The 13,784-nt window shown below is 59.3% G+C and carries 11 protein-coding genes; 6 read left to right on the forward strand and 5 right to left on the reverse strand.

The genetic code is table 11. The annotated features are described in order from the left end of the window. The first annotated feature begins 287 nt into the window (after positions 1-287). From zwf to eda, 3 genes are read left to right on the forward strand one after another with little or no spacing between them, the layout of a single operon-like run. Complete coding sequence (gene zwf, locus G6R15_RS10455; protein WP_164659797.1) at positions 288-1,739, forward strand: glucose-6-phosphate dehydrogenase; 1,452 nt, start codon at positions 288-290, stop codon at positions 1,737-1,739. A gap of 4 nt (positions 1,740-1,743) precedes the next feature. Beyond that, positions 1,744-3,552: a phosphogluconate dehydratase gene (edd, locus tag G6R15_RS10460; protein ID WP_164659798.1), complete on the forward strand. Its 1,809-nt coding sequence runs from the start codon at positions 1,744-1,746 to the stop codon at positions 3,550-3,552. A gap of 3 nt (positions 3,553-3,555) precedes the next feature. After that, complete coding sequence (gene eda / locus G6R15_RS10465; protein ID WP_164659799.1) at positions 3,556-4,191, forward strand: bifunctional 4-hydroxy-2-oxoglutarate aldolase/2-dehydro-3-deoxy-phosphogluconate aldolase; 636 nt, start codon at positions 3,556-3,558, stop codon at positions 4,189-4,191. A gap of 134 nt (positions 4,192-4,325) precedes the next feature. On the opposite strand, the gene G6R15_RS10470 is transcribed toward eda, so the two are convergent. Continuing rightward, entirely contained in the window at positions 4,326-6,182 is a 1,857-nt protein-coding gene (locus tag G6R15_RS10470; RefSeq protein ID WP_164659800.1) for an ABC transporter ATP-binding protein, read from the reverse strand. Positions 6,183-6,353: 171 nt separating this feature from the next. Here G6R15_RS10470 and G6R15_RS10475 point away from each other — a divergent pair, with 171 nt between their 5' ends. Next, on the forward strand, positions 6,354-7,568 hold the full coding sequence (locus G6R15_RS10475) for an alanine--glyoxylate aminotransferase family protein (protein ID WP_164659801.1): 1,215 nt from the start codon (positions 6,354-6,356) through the stop codon (positions 7,566-7,568). A gap of 277 nt (positions 7,569-7,845) precedes the next feature. On the opposite strand, the gene G6R15_RS10480 is transcribed toward G6R15_RS10475, so the two are convergent. The 3 genes from G6R15_RS10480 to G6R15_RS10490 are packed head-to-tail and all read right to left on the reverse strand — an operon-like array spanning position 7,846 to position 10,153. Further along, on the reverse strand, positions 7,846-8,025 hold the full coding sequence (locus tag G6R15_RS10480; RefSeq protein ID WP_164659802.1) for a hypothetical protein: 180 nt from the start codon (positions 8,023-8,025) through the stop codon (positions 7,846-7,848). 49 nt (positions 8,026-8,074) lie between these two features. Beyond that, positions 8,075-9,199, reverse strand: coding sequence for a pyridoxal phosphate-dependent aminotransferase (locus G6R15_RS10485; protein ID WP_164659803.1), 1,125 nt, complete (start codon positions 9,197-9,199; stop codon positions 8,075-8,077). A 54-nt stretch (positions 9,200-9,253) separates the two neighbouring features. Further along, the gene (locus G6R15_RS10490; RefSeq protein ID WP_164659804.1) at positions 9,254-10,153 is read right to left on the reverse strand and encodes an aspartyl/asparaginyl beta-hydroxylase domain-containing protein; all 900 of its coding nucleotides are present in this window, start codon (positions 10,151-10,153) and stop codon (positions 9,254-9,256) included. A 244-nt stretch (positions 10,154-10,397) separates the two neighbouring features. Between G6R15_RS10490 and G6R15_RS10495 the strand changes: the two genes are divergently transcribed. Beyond that, positions 10,398-11,468, forward strand: a complete 1,071-nt coding sequence (locus G6R15_RS10495; RefSeq protein ID WP_164659805.1) for an SMP-30/gluconolactonase/LRE family protein — start codon at positions 10,398-10,400, stop codon at positions 11,466-11,468. 78 nt (positions 11,469-11,546) lie between these two features. Beyond that, a complete protein-coding gene (locus G6R15_RS10500; RefSeq protein ID WP_164659806.1) occupies positions 11,547-12,329 on the forward strand; it encodes a crotonase/enoyl-CoA hydratase family protein in 783 nt (260 codons plus the stop codon). A gap of 217 nt (positions 12,330-12,546) precedes the next feature. Here the strand turns inward: G6R15_RS10500 and G6R15_RS10505 are convergent, their stop codons facing one another. After that, positions 12,547-13,710 (reverse strand): benzoate/H(+) symporter BenE family transporter, encoded by a 1,164-nt coding sequence (locus G6R15_RS10505; protein WP_164659807.1) that lies wholly within the window; start codon positions 13,708-13,710, stop codon positions 12,547-12,549. Between the last annotated feature and the right edge of the window lie 74 nt (positions 13,711-13,784).

Genomic DNA, 13,784 nt, shown 5'->3' on the forward strand with positions numbered 1-13,784 from the left:
ACCATGTATCCCATTGAAATCAAACAATTGTGGATAACTTCTGGATCAGAAGTGTCAACCATTGAGCTGATACTAAAGAGATCTGTGCAAGCCCGTTGTTTGCGCCGGACGCCGGGTTTCATGGGCAGCTGATTTGAGGAATACCCACGGAACTGCCTTAGACCGTATGTCAGTGCTAAGATCAGTGTGTGGGTTGCTTTTTACCTAGCGACAAGGCAAAAGCGTCTTCAAGCAATGTTAACGCTAACATTTCAACGCCGATAGCAGTTGAAAAAAGGAGCAAATCAATGGTTTCGCGTGTGATCCCGGTTGATCCGTTCGACCTTGTGCTGTTTGGCGCCACCGGGGATCTGGCGCATCGAAAGATTCTACCGGGTCTGTTTCACCGCTTTGTCGTGGGGCAGATGCCAGAAACCGCGCGCATCATAGGTTCGGCTCGTTCGGCCATCAGCCCGGAGGAGTTTCGCGCTACGGTGCGCGCAGCCATTGTTGAACAAACAGGCCAAGATTCAGGTCAGGACGAAATGCTGGCGGCCTTTCTGTCTCGAATCGATTACGTCAAGGTTAACGCAACTGGACCCGAGGGATGGGACGCGCTGGCAGGCAAGCTGCGCCCGGACACCGTGAGGGCCTTCTACCTGTCCGTAGCACCATCCCTGTTCTCTGAGATTGCTGCACGCCTTCATGCGGGCGGCCTGGCTACGGCGGACAGTCGTATCGTGGTCGAAAAGCCGTTTGGTCGTGATCTGCAATCGGCGAAAGAGTTGAACGCAGGGCTGCGCGCCTGTTTTGACGAACATCAGATTTATCGCATCGACCATTATCTGGGCAAGGAAACCGTGCAGAATCTGATGGCCCTGCGATTTGCGAATTCACTGTTTGAGCCCCTGTGGAACTCTACCCACATTGATCACGTGCAGATCACCGTTTCCGAGAGCCTCGGCATCGAAGGGCGCGAGGCATACTATGACAAGTCCGGTGCCATGCGGGATATGGTGCAAAACCATCTGGTGCAGCTGTTGTGCCTGACCGCGATGGAGCCACCATCCAAGTTCACACCCAATGCAGTGCGGGACGAAAAGGTCAAGGTGATCGAGGCGCTCGATCCGGTCCCTGACGGGGACATTGCGCGCGGGCAGTACAGCGCTGACAAGGACGAGGGCAGTTATCTGGATCATGTCGGCGATCCCGGCAGCCGGACCGAAAGTTTCGTAGCCATGAAAGTGCGCGTCGCCAATTGGCGGTGGTCAGGCACACCGTTCTATCTGCGCACGGGCAAACGGCTCAGGGCGCGGGAATCCGAGATTGCGGTTGTGTTTCGCGACCCGCCGCACACGATCTTTCCCAACGTCGGTCACTTGCGCGGCAATGTTCTGGTGATCCGGTTACAACCGGACGAGGGGATCACCCTGCGCACCACGATCAAGGACCCAGGCCCCGGTGGTCTGCGCTTGAAAGAGGTCTCGCTGGACATGTCCTTTGCCGAAGCGCTCGGTGCCGATAACCGCCCACAGGATGCCTATGAGCGTCTGGTGATGGATGTGATCCGAGGCGACCAAACCCTGTTCATGCGCGGGGACGAGGTCGAGGCTGCCTGGGCTTGGGCTGATCCGATCATTCGCGCGTGGGAAGAGCGGTCCGATCAGCCGACGCCATATGACACCGGAAGCTCGGGCCCGGAAGATGCCTTGATGCTGATGCACCGCGATGGGCGCCGCTGGCGTCAGATTGGAGGGTAACGAAATGACTTTGAACCAAACCCTGACAACAGTAACCGACCGCATCATTGAGCGCAGCGCGCCACTGCGCGGTGCCTATCTGACCCGAATGGCAGAGGCGACGGCACAAGGCCCGGTTCGCGGGCATCTGAGTTGCAGTGGACAAGCCCACGCCTATGCGGGTGCGGGCCATGATCAGGCACGGCTAGCTCAGGCGAGCGTCGGGAACATTGGGATCGTCACCAGCTACAACGACATGCTGTCGGCGCATCAGCCGTTCGAGCACTACCCGCAGTTGATCCGCACTGCCATCCGCGAAGCAGGCGGTACCGCGCAAGTCGCCGGGGGGGTACCCGCAATGTGCGACGGCGTCACGCAAGGCGCCCCTGGGATGGAACTGTCGCTGTTTTCGCGTGACGTGATCGCGATGGCGGCCGGTGTCGCGTTGAGCCATAACACGTTCGATGCGGTTGTGTTCTTAGGGGTCTGTGACAAAATCGTCCCCGGCTTGGTGATCGCAGCGCAGAGCTTTGGTCACCTTCCGGCGGTTTTCCTGCCTGCGGGGCCGATGGCCAGCGGGTTGGCCAACGATGAAAAAGCCAAGGTTCGACAGCAATTCGCAGCCGGTGAATGTGACCGCGACGCGTTGATGGCAGCGGAAATGGCGGCCTATCATGGCCCGGGCACCTGCACGTTCTACGGGACGGCAAACACCAATCAGATGCTGATGGAATTCATGGGGCTACACCTGCCGGGGTCGTCCTTTGTGCCACCGAACACTGATCTGCGCGCCGCGTTGACGGTCGAAGGGGCAAAGAAAGCCCTGTCTCTTAGCGCGCTTGGCAATGACTACACGCCTGTGTGTCAAATTCTGGATGAGCGAGCTTTTGTGAACGGTATCGTGGGTTTGATGGCAACCGGCGGCTCTACCAACCTGTTGATCCATTTGGTGGCGATGGCGCGGGCGGGGGGCATCGTACTGGATTGGCAGGACTTCTCGGATATCTCGGCCGAGGTGCCCCTGATCGCACGGGTTTATCCAAATGGCTTGGCGGACGTGAACCACTTTCACGCAGCGGGCGGGCTTGGTTACGCGATCTCGACCTTACTGGACGCGGGTCTGCTACATCCGGACACGCAGACAATCGCGGGCGAGGGTTTAGAGCACTACACTCGAGACCCCAAATTGATTGATGGGCAGCTGCTCTGGCAGGACGGCACGGGCCAAAGCCTGAACGACAAGATTTTACGTACAGTGTCGGACCCGTTCCAACCCACGGGAGGCCTGTCACGACTCAGCGGCTCATTAGGAACCGGTGTGATGAAAATCTCGGCCGTGTCCCCTGAACATCGGGTTGTCCAAGCGCCCGTGCGCGTGTTCAGTGATCAAGAGAGTGTCAAAGCCGCGTTCAAAGCGGGGGAGCTGATCGGCGATCTTGTGATCGTTGTCCGCTATCAGGGACCAAAGGCCAATGGCATGCCTGAACTGCATTCTTTGACACCTGTGCTGCAAATTCTTCAAGGGCGAGGACAAAAGGTGGCTCTGGTCACGGATGGGCGTATGTCAGGTGCGTCGGGCAAGGTACCTGCCGCCATTCACGTCTGCCCCGAAGCGCTCGATGGTGGCCCTATCGCTCAGCTGCGTGATGGCGATCTGCTGCGCGTCGACGCGGTGTCCGGGCAGTTGGATATTCTCACGCCGGGCGTGACTGATCGCAAGATCGAAGCGGTTGATCTGGGGGCAAACGCCTTTGGTACTGGGCGCGACCTCTTTGCCACGTTCCGTCAGGCTGTTGGTTCGGCCGACGCTGGCGCATCTGTATTCGGAGGGTGAGAAATGACATCTAAATCCATTCGCACACGAGAGATTTGCGAGTTGGCCCCTATCGTTCCGGTTCTGGTGGTCGAAGACGCTGCACTGGCGGCGCCTTTGGCCCAAGCGCTGGTTGCAGGTGGTTTGCCTGCCCTCGAAGTGACCCTGCGCACACCCGCAGCCTTGGACGCCATCCGTGCCATGGCCGATGTACCGGGCGGCGTTGTTGGGGCAGGGACATTGATCACGCCCGAGGACGTTCGTGCCGCCAAGGAAGCAGGGGCCCAATTTGGCGTCTCTCCTGGGGCAACGGACGCTTTGATAGCCGCTTGCGAGGCCGAAGGGCTACCGTTGCTTCCGGGCGCGGCCACCGCATCCGAGGCAATGCGCCTGCTGGAACAAGGTTATGACATGCTCAAATTCTTCCCGGCCGAGGCGTCGGGGGGGGCACCGGCTTTGAAGGCCATTGGCGCGCCTCTGCCGCAGGTGTCATTCTGTCCAACAGGTGGCGTGTCACCCAGCAATGTGCAGGACTACCTTGCGTTGACGAATGTTGTTTGTGCCGGTGGCAGTTGGGTCGCACCAAAGTCGATGTCCAGCGCCGGGGATTGGGCCGGGATCGAGGCTTTGGCGCGTGATGCAGCAGCGTTCAGAGGGTAGCGAAAGAACCCTTCGGGATTGATTGAAACAACTGCGTTTTGCGGCGACGCCCCGCGCAAAGCGCGGCGCCCGGCCCAACGGGAGGAGTGCCCCGCAAGGGGCACCGACGACGGGCGGGAGATCCCCGGGTTCAATTATCCCATCAGACGGCCGAACACGCGGCGAACCCATCCAATCTGAGGTGGATCAATCTCTCTTGCGTGCGGCGTCAAAGCGGCCATCCCTTCTGGGTCGATCACCGTTTTACCATCTTGGAATTGCAGACGGTACAAGTCGGCGTAGATACCGCCACGGGCCAGCAGCTCGTCGTGGGGGCCTTCATCGACGACCTCGCCGCGCTCCATCACAACGATCTTGTCGGCGTTTCGGATGGTGGACAGACGGTGTGCAATAACAATGGTCGTGCGGCCTCCCGACAGCCGGTCAAGCGCCTCTTGGACAACCTTCTCAGACTGCGCATCAAGCGCACTGGTCGCCTCGTCCAACAACAGCACAGGCGTGTCCCGCAGCAGCGCCCGGGCGATGACCACACGCTGTCGCTGTCCACCTGACAGGGCCGAGCCGCGCGGACCTACATGGGTATCAAGGCCCTTTTCCAGCTTGGGTAAGAAATCCGACACATGGGCTGCGTCCAGCACATCCTGCAACTGTTTGTCGCTCACATCAGTCCGTCCCAACAGAATGTTCTCGCGCAGTGTTTCGTCAAACAGCAAAGCTTCTTGCGAGACCACCGAATAGAGATCGCGTAATCTGTCGAGTGACATGTCGCGCACTTCGACACCGCCCACGCTGACCGAGCCTGTTTGCGGGTCCACAAGACGGGTGAGCAGGTTGAATATAGTTGACTTTCCCGCACCGGAGGCCCCGACCAGGGCCGTTGTCTTACCGCTTTCCGCGCGCAGGCTCAGCCCCCGCAGAACCTTGGCATCTCCATAGCTAAGTTCGACTCCCTCCAACGCGATGTCCGGGCGACCTGATGGTGCGGCCGCGGGTTTATCTGGCGACACAAGCTTGATCGGTGCGTCCATCAGGTCCTTGATGCGTTCCAAAGCAGCGGCGGCGGCCTGCCAGGTGCCACTGACCGAGGCCAGGCGGCGCATCGGGTCAAAGGCCAGGCCGATGGCGGTGAAGAAACTCATGAATTCGCCGACGGATTTTTCGCCCGAGATGATCTCGGATCCGCCATAAAGCAGAACGCCCATGAACCCCACGCCGGCCATTATGTCGATCAGACCGGTGATCGAGGCCACGCCAAAGCTGGCGCGCACCTCGGAACGAACAAAACCACTCATGCGGCCAGTAAAGCGATCAACCTGATAGTGTTCCAGATTGTTGAGTTTGATTGGCACGATCCCGTGAAAGATCTCGTCCAACCGGGTCGACAGATCCGCGCCCAGATCACGGGCCTGAGCCGCCTTTTTGCGCACGTAGCGTTGGGCGGCCGCGACCGGTAGCAGCAACACGGGCACGCCGATCAACATGACAGCGGTCCATATGAAATCAACGTTGATCGCGACACCAATCAGCACGACAAGGGACACCGCATCGCGCCCGGCACCGGTAATAATCACCTGCCAGACCTGGTTGACGGCGAAGACATCCATCTGCACCCGCTGGATCAGGAAGCCGGGCGGGTGAGTTTGGTGAAATGAAGTATCTTGCCGGATCAGCCGGTTCAGCAGGTCCAGTCGCAGATGGGCCGCAGTCTCTTGCGAGATTCGAACCAGCAGAACCTTTTGGACCACACCTGCAATGCCGCGTACGGCGAAGATCACGAAAAACGCCAGGCTCACCCACTTCAGGGCGCCGGTATTGCCCTGTACGAATACGTCATCGAACATCGGCTGCATCATGTAGCTGAGCACGCCGACCATGCTGCCTTCGAGCAACATAAAGACCATGGCAATGCCCAAGAGTGGAATATGCTTATGCAGATACCCTCGCCAGAGCCAGCCCATGAGTTCACGGCTAGATTTGTGTTTTACACTCATGGCGTTGCTTTCATTGGTGGGAGGAGTGGTACTGACAGGTTTTTGGTCATGACGCGCCCATTTAAGCACGTCCCTGCGCAGGCGCAAGTTTGCTCGGCGCTTGCCGTTTGGTGAATTGACGCCAAGCGCGCGTTCGCTAGGGTGGCGGGCGGAGAGAGAACAGGCATTCAGATGACAGCAAATTCGACACCCGTTTCGGGCCGCCACTACCTTGCCATTCCGGGCCCTTCGGTGATGCCCGAAGCGGTTCTGCAGGCCATGCATCGCGCCGCGCCGAATATTTATGAAGGCGAGCTGATCGACATGATGCCCGCGCTGACAGCCGATTTGCGGCGAGTGGCCCGGACCAGTCACAACGTGGCCATCTATATCGCCAATGGCCACGGAGTATGGGAGGCGGCGCTGGCTAACACCATCGCACCGGGTGAACGGGTTCTCGTGCCTGCAACAGGGCGGTTCGCCCATGGCTGGGCGCTGATGGCGCAAGGGCTTGGGATCGAAACGCAAATCCTTGACTTTGGCAAGTCCAGCCCTTGGGGTCTGGAACAGATCGCCGAAGCGCTGCGTGTTGACACAGCCCACCAGATCAAAGCTGTGTTGGCGGTACATGTGGACACTTCAACCTCGATCCGAAACAATGTGCCTGCATTGCGGGCATTGCTGGATGACCTGGATCATCCCGCGCTGCTGATGGCGGATTGCATCGCCTCGATGGGGTGTGACCGGTTCGAGATGGACGACTGGGGCGTGGATGTGGCTGTCACCGGCAGCCAGAAAGGGCTGATGGTGCCCCCCGGTAATGCGTTTGTTTTCTTCAATGATAAAGCGGCGGCCAAGCGAGCTTCGATGCCACGGGTGTCGGGGTATTGGGATTGGACGCCGCGCGCGCACCCGGAGGAATTCTATCAGTATTTTAACGGTACGGCGCCCACGCATCATCTGCATGGGCTGCGTCAAGCGCTCGATATGATTCATGGTGAGGGCATGGAAAATGTCTGGTCGCGGCACGAAACCTTGGCACGCGCCATCTGGGCCGCTTGCAAGGTCTGGGCCGAAGGCGGGGCGCTTGCTCTCAATGTCAGCGATCCCGAGTTCCGCTCGCATGCTGTTACTTCGCTGCGGCTGGATCAGGGGCGTGGTACGGCCTTGCGCAATTGGGTCGAAACCAACTTGGGGCTGACCCTGGGCATTGGACTTGGAATGGCGGAACCGGGTGATCCAAAGCGGGACGACTTTTTCCGACTGGGTCACATGGGCTATCTGAATGGTCAGATGCTCTTGGGGATGCTCGGCGGTGTCGAGGCAGGGCTTGCTGCACTGGATGTACCACGTGGTAAAGGTGCGCTTGACGCGGCGGCAGCGGTAATTTCTGGCGTTGGTGCCTGAAGCGCGGGTTGAGGCCCAAAGCGCTTCCGCCCGTCGTCGATGTTTCTGACGAAACACCTCCTCCCGTTGGGCCGGGCCTCGCTGCGCTCGGCGGTTGGTGCCTAAGGCTGGCTAGACGACGAAACAATCCGGTTCGCTTAGCTTCGGCGCTCGTTCAAAACACAGGCCACAAGCGGAACCCCGCCGGGGATTGCCCGGCGCCCGGCCCAAAGCCGCTAGCGGTGCCGACGAAGTCGGGATCGCTCGGGTGCGGGAGTTCCCCCGGGGATTGGAGATTTTAACCAGCCTTTTGTCCAAGTCGTGTGATACCGACATTCAGGCTGGCGGCCAATATGAGTGCCATGCCAAAGCCAAAGAGCGCCCAGATCGCGCAGAGTATCCACATCAGGTTCACACCCAGCATGGTCAGTGCGGCTGTCGTGTAATCGGGCGCGCGGCCCGGTGGTTTGCCAAACATGGGTCTCTCCTTCGCTCATCACTATAGCGCGGAGAAGAAATTTGTCAGGTTACGCCTGCCTGTTGGCCTGCGCGCGAGCGACCTGCAGCGCGCCGGGCAGGGCGGCGGCGAATGCATCAAGATCCTGCCGACGGCCACAGCTGATGCGGATGCAACGGTTCTGAGGAGCGGCAAAGGGCATGCGCACAAAAAGACCCTTCGCAATCAGCGCGTCCAGAACCGACTTGGCAAACACCCCGTCCTGTCCGCAGTCGATTGCGACGAAATTTGTGGCCGAAGGGATCACATTCAGCCCGTTTTCTCGGGCGATCACATCGATGCGATCTCGCGCTGCGCTGATTTCGGATTGCACACGCTCCAACCAATCCCCGTCATGCAAAGCGGCCAGCGCACCGGCCTGCGCCGCTCGGTTCATGCCGAAATGGTTGCGCACCTTGTTGAACGCCGAGATTAAGCTTGGTGTGCCGAGCGCATAACCGACCCGGGCGCCCGCCATGCCATAAGCCTTTGAGAATGTGCGCATCCGGATCAACCTGGGATCATCGATGTCGACAGGCGCTTCGGTCCCTTCAGGAGCACATTCCACATAAGCCTCGTCCAGAACCAGCAAACAGCCCTGAGGCAGTGCTTCCATCGCAGCCACGATGTCGGTGCCCTTGTGCCAAGTACCCATGGGGTTGTCAGGGTTGGCTAGGTATACCAGCTTGGCGCCCACCTCCGCGGCTTTGGCAAAGAGCGTTGTCGGGTCCTCATAATCGCCCGAATATGGCACTTTATGCAGCGTTCCGCCAAAGCCTGCGACATGGTAATTGAACGTCGGATATGCCCCGTCCGAGGTGACCACGGCATCGCCTGACCCGATGAACAGTCGTACCAGATAGCCCAACAGCCCATCGATTCCTTCGCCCACAACGATGTTCTCGGGTGCAATCCCATGATGCGCGGCCAGAGCTTGGCGTAGGTCGTGGTTCTCTGGATCGCCGTACATCCAGATGTCACCGGCGACATTTTGCATCGCCTCGATCGCGCGGGGCGAAGGGCCAAAGACGTTCTCGTTCGCTCCTAGACGAGCCTCAAAGGGCGCGCCGCGTTGGCGTTCCTGGGTCTCAGGTCCGACAAAGGGGACGGTGGCGGGCAAGGATTGGGCGAGAGGGGTGAAGCGGAATTGTGTCATGTCCGCAGATAACCGCAGCGCGCGGGCTCTCGCAAGCCTCGCGCGCCAATGTACCTAGAAGAAGATCAGATAGATGAGCCCAGCGTAGATGCCGTATTGGATGGCGTAGTAGACCGTGCTGTTCCACGCCTTGATGCGTTTGCCATAGGCACGCACCTTGTAGATCCAGGCAAAGGCCTTGTTCACCGCGCCTACCTTGTCACCCGGCACGTTCTTGGTGGCCGAGGCTGACATGACGATGTTGGAAAACGCTGTGTTGATCCAGTTGATCGGTGCAAAGGTCACCGGTCGCTTGATGTCCAGGAACAGAACGATGCGGTTTGCATCGGTCGTGTTTTCCGCATGGTGAATGTAAGTCTCGTCAAACATCACCACTTCGCCATCGCGCCACGAGTAGTTGTCACCATCCACGTTGATATAGCAGCCATCGTCGTTTGGTGTGGTCAGGCCCATGTGATAACGCAGCGAACCGGCAAAGGGGTCGCGATGACGGACCAGTGTGGCCCCCGGCGGCAGGCTGGCAAACATCGCACCTTTGATCGACGGGATCTGTTCCACCATCTGGGTGGTCACCGGGCAAGTCTCTTTGGCAGATCCCAGCGACGAGCCGTACCATTTCAGGTAAAACCGGGTCCAGCCGGTCTTGAAGAACGAGTTGAAGCCGATGTCGTCCAGATCATCCGACGCTTTGATTGCGCCCGCGTTGTTGAGTTGTACCGCCTCGTCCCGGATGGTTTCCCAGTTGTCTTGCAGCGGTTTCAGCTCGGGAAATAGGGCTGGGTCGACGTAGGGTGACGTCGGCACCTTGGAAAAGACATAGAACAAGCAGTTCAGCGGCGCAAAAAGGTTGGCATGGTCAGTGATCCGGCGGCGGATCAACTCATGGCGAAGTTTGCCACGGGTCTGAACGTAGATCGAACACAGCACAAAGATCGCGAGTATGGTAAAACCCATTCAATGTCCTTCCGAGGAAATCTTATTGTTTGTCTCTGATTTGATCGCATATGCCGGTGGGCAGTCTGCCGCGCAAGAGGGCAGTATTCACTTTTTGAATATTGCTACAATCCCCTCAGCGGGTCTTTGCCGAGGTATTCGACCGCTGAAAGGATGCAAAAGCCTGATCTGCTCAGCCAGCGGGTTGCGTTGATCTCGCCAAGGTTGCAGGGTTTGCCCGAGTTTTGCAGCGGCGGGGATAGTCATGCGCATTGTTTTGATTTTGGGTCTGGCGGGACTTGGGTATCTACTGTTCTGGCCTATTCCGGTTGATCCCATCGCTTATATTCCGCCCGAAGATTGTGGTTTTGTAGGGGACTTCGCCGAAAACGCTGCCCTCGACAAGGCACAGATCATCACGTTGCCGGATGGTGAGATCGGTCCCGAGGATTTAGCCGTGTTGCCTGACGGCCGCGTTTTCACCACCAGCCTGTCCGGCATTCTCTATCAGATCGACGGGGTCGAGCCGATCGTGGTTGATCGCTTGGGGGGGCGTCCGCTAGGGCTCAAGGCGGGGCCAGATGGCGCATTGTACATCGCTGACAGTTTTCGCGGGATCATGCGGTGGACGGGTCCGGGTACTCTGGAAAGCGTGGTGTCCGAGATTGATGGTGAGCCGGTAATCTATGCCAATCAGTTGGACGTGGCGCGCGACGGGACAATATATTTTTCGAATTCGTCAGATCGGTTCGACCCGGAAACCATGGGCGGGACCAAGCCGACTTCGGTCTTGGCGATCTGGGAGCAATCCGACGCCGGTTACGTTGCGCGGCGCACCCCGGATGGTATGGTCGAAAAGATCGCGACCGGGTTTGTGTATACCAACGGCGTAGCACTCTCGCAGGATGAGGATTTCCTGCTGATCAACGAAACCGGACGCGCACGGGTGCATCGACTGTGGTTGACAGGAGCCAAAGCCGGCGAGCAAGAAGTATTTATGGATAACTTGCCGGGTTACCCTGACAATCTGGAACGTCAGGACGATGGCACATTTTGGTTGGCGCTTGCCAGCCCACGCGTCCCGGCAGAGGCTTTGATGCCATATCCGTTCTTGCGCAAGGTGATTTGGCGACTTGGGCCTGCAGTGCGACCGGCCCCGATTGAACGTGGAATGGCAATTCAGTTCGATGCCGATGCAAACGTCCTGCGCACCTTGCAAGACCCGGATGGCCGATTGGGTATCACTACAGGTGCACGGGTTGTTGGGGATCAGTTCTATGTCATGGCGTTGGACTCACCCGGATTTGGCCGGATGTCTGTGGCGGACATGCCGTGAAATGCCCCGACGTTTTGGTGGCCTGGTGCGCATGTTCGCGGCAGAGTGTGGGCAACAGTGAATGAGGAGAAGCCACGCATGGCACGTGTATCGGTTGAATATCAAAACGACATCGCCCGGGTGACCCTGACACGGGGCGACAAGATGAATGCGCTTGATAAGGCGATGATCGAGGCCATTGTGTCCGCTGGACAGGAAGTTGCCGCCTCGGACGCACGGGCGGTGGTCTTGTCTGGTGAAGGTAAATCGTTCTGCGCAGGTCTGGATATGGCGAGCTTTGGCACACTGGCAGCAAGTGGTAACACGGACTGGATCATGGAACGAACCCATGAGGACGCAAACCTGTTCCAAGAGGTTGCGCTAGTCTGGCGGCGGGTCAAGGTGCCGGTGATCGCGGCCATCCAAGGTGCGGTTTATGGGGGGGGGCTGCAACTAGCGCTTGGAGCGGACATTCGTATCGCTACGCCAGACGCCAAGTTTTCGGTCATGGAAATGAAATGGGGTCTGATCCCTGATATGGGGGGCATGGTTTTGTTGCCGCAACTGATGCGGTCCGATGCGTTGCGCCAGATGACCTATACCGCGCGGCCGGTGGATGCCAATCAAGCGCTGGCCTGGGGTTTGGTGACCTCGATTGCGGACGATCCGGTGACGGCGGCTTTGGCACTGGCTGAAGAGATTGTGGGCAAGAGCCCAAGCGCCATTCGAGCAGCCAAGCGTCTGATCGACGTCGCAGAAAGCCATGGCCGTCAGGATGTGCTGCTGGCTGAAAGCGCTGAGCAGGGCAAGCTGATCGGCGGAGCTGAGCAGATGGAAGTGATCGCCGCCAACCTGCAAGGGCGGGCTCCGGTGTTCAAGTGAACGGGCTGGTCAAGCTGGCGGGAACTCCCGCACCCGAGCGATCCCGACTTCGTCGGCACCGCTAACGGCTTTGGGCCGCGCGTCGGGCAAGGGCGCGCCAGAGCGGGGTCGGTTCCGAACTGCCCACCGGCCTAGGTCCTGTGATGTGACGTACAATCCGGTTCTGAAAGCTCTTCATTTCATTGACACAAGGATGATTGCACGCGGCAGAAATGGATCACGTGGATTTTCGGGACAACAGATACACGATGCCGCCGACCAGCAAGCCCCAAACGGCCGCTCCAAGCCCAAAGCCAGTGATACCCGAAGCGGTGATGACAAATGTGATGGCGGCGGCCTCGCGTTCGTCTGGCATAGCCAGCGCGGCATGCGTGGCGTTGGCCAGCACGCCGATTAGGGCCATGCCTGCAAGTGTCGCCATCAAGAGTGGATCGGCATGGGCAACGAAGTCAGTGATGGCGGCGGCAAAAACGCCAAGGATGCAATAGAAAGCTCCTGCCATGATCGCAGACCAATAGCGTAAAGCGGGATTGGGGTGACTGTCCTCGTTCGAGCACATGGCCTGTGTGATCGCGGCGAGACAGGTGGCTGCCGCGCCAAAGGGGGCGGTCAAGATGCTGGCTGCGCCAACCGAAGCGAACAGGGGACCGGGTTTGGGCGTATACCGAAAACTGCGCATCACCGCGATGCCGGGAATGTTCTGCGTCGCCATGGTGACCACGAACAGGGGCACGCCGATGCCGATCGTTGAGGCCAGTGAAAAGGTCGGCGTGATCCAGAGTGGTTGGGTCAGCACTTGATCCGGTGTGATGCTGGCTTCGCCCGCGTTCACGATCACCACGATGGCGGCGGCGATGACAGCGGCCGGAACGGCGAAGAGGCGGTTGAAGCGTCCTGCAACGAACCAGGTCACAATGACGGGCAAGGCTTGAGCGGGAAGCTCGGCCGCGGCCTGAAACGGGGCGATGCACAGAGGCAGCAGAACACCCGCCAACATGGCCTGGGCCAGCGTGGTAGGAATAGCCGATGCCAACCGTGCCAAAGGCTGCCACATCCCGGCCAGCACTGTCAGGGCGCCGGCGCAGACGAAGGCGCCTGCCGCCTCCGCAAAGCCGCCGGCGGGCAGGGCCGACACCGCAAGGAGCGCCGCTCCCGGTGTCGACCAAGCCACGCTGATCGGTTGGCGGTAGAGCAGGCTGAGGGCGATGGCTGTCAGACCCATCGCCAGCGCCGCGCACATCAGGCCAGAGGCCGCCTGCGGTGCCGTGGCCCCCATAGCAAAGAGACCTTGGAGGACAATAGGGAAGGAGCTGAAGAAACCCACCACGGCCACGACGAGACCGGTTGAGATGGTTTGCAAGGGTGGGAAGGGACGCGTCATTCAATGCCTCGTGCTCAATTGGGCCGAGCTAACTATCACAGAGTTGAGAAGGCAATGAAAAACCCCGCCGTTGC

Origin of the sequence: Tropicibacter sp. Alg240-R139 (genome assembly GCF_900537075.1) — a bacterium.
Taxonomy (GTDB): Bacteria; Pseudomonadota; Alphaproteobacteria; order Rhodobacterales; family Rhodobacteraceae; genus Falsiruegeria.

Bases quoted from the DNA above. Each gene is read 5' to 3' on its own strand.
- G6R15_RS10505 (WP_164659807.1), bottom strand. From the start codon at position 13,710: ATGACGCGTCCCTTCCCACCCTTGCAAACCATCTCAACCGGTCTCGTC.
- G6R15_RS10475 (WP_164659801.1), top strand. From the start codon at position 6,354: ATGACAGCAAATTCGACACCCGTTTCGGGCCGCCACTACCTTGCCATT.
- eda (WP_164659799.1), top strand. From the start codon at position 3,556: ATGACATCTAAATCCATTCGCACACGAGAGATTTGCGAGTTGGCCCCT.
- zwf (WP_164659797.1), top strand. From the start codon at position 288: ATGGTTTCGCGTGTGATCCCGGTTGATCCGTTCGACCTTGTGCTGTTT.
- G6R15_RS10470 (WP_164659800.1), bottom strand. From the start codon at position 6,182: ATGAGTGTAAAACACAAATCTAGCCGTGAACTCATGGGCTGGCTCTGG.
- G6R15_RS10495 (WP_164659805.1), top strand. From the start codon at position 10,398: ATGCGCATTGTTTTGATTTTGGGTCTGGCGGGACTTGGGTATCTACTG.
- G6R15_RS10485 (WP_164659803.1), bottom strand. From the start codon at position 9,199: ATGACACAATTCCGCTTCACCCCTCTCGCCCAATCCTTGCCCGCCACC.
- edd (WP_164659798.1), top strand. From the start codon at position 1,744: ATGACTTTGAACCAAACCCTGACAACAGTAACCGACCGCATCATTGAG.
- G6R15_RS10480 (WP_164659802.1), bottom strand. From the start codon at position 8,025: ATGTTTGGCAAACCACCGGGCCGCGCGCCCGATTACACGACAGCCGCA.
- G6R15_RS10500 (WP_164659806.1), top strand. From the start codon at position 11,547: ATGGCACGTGTATCGGTTGAATATCAAAACGACATCGCCCGGGTGACC.
- G6R15_RS10490 (WP_164659804.1), bottom strand. From the start codon at position 10,153: ATGGGTTTTACCATACTCGCGATCTTTGTGCTGTGTTCGATCTACGTT.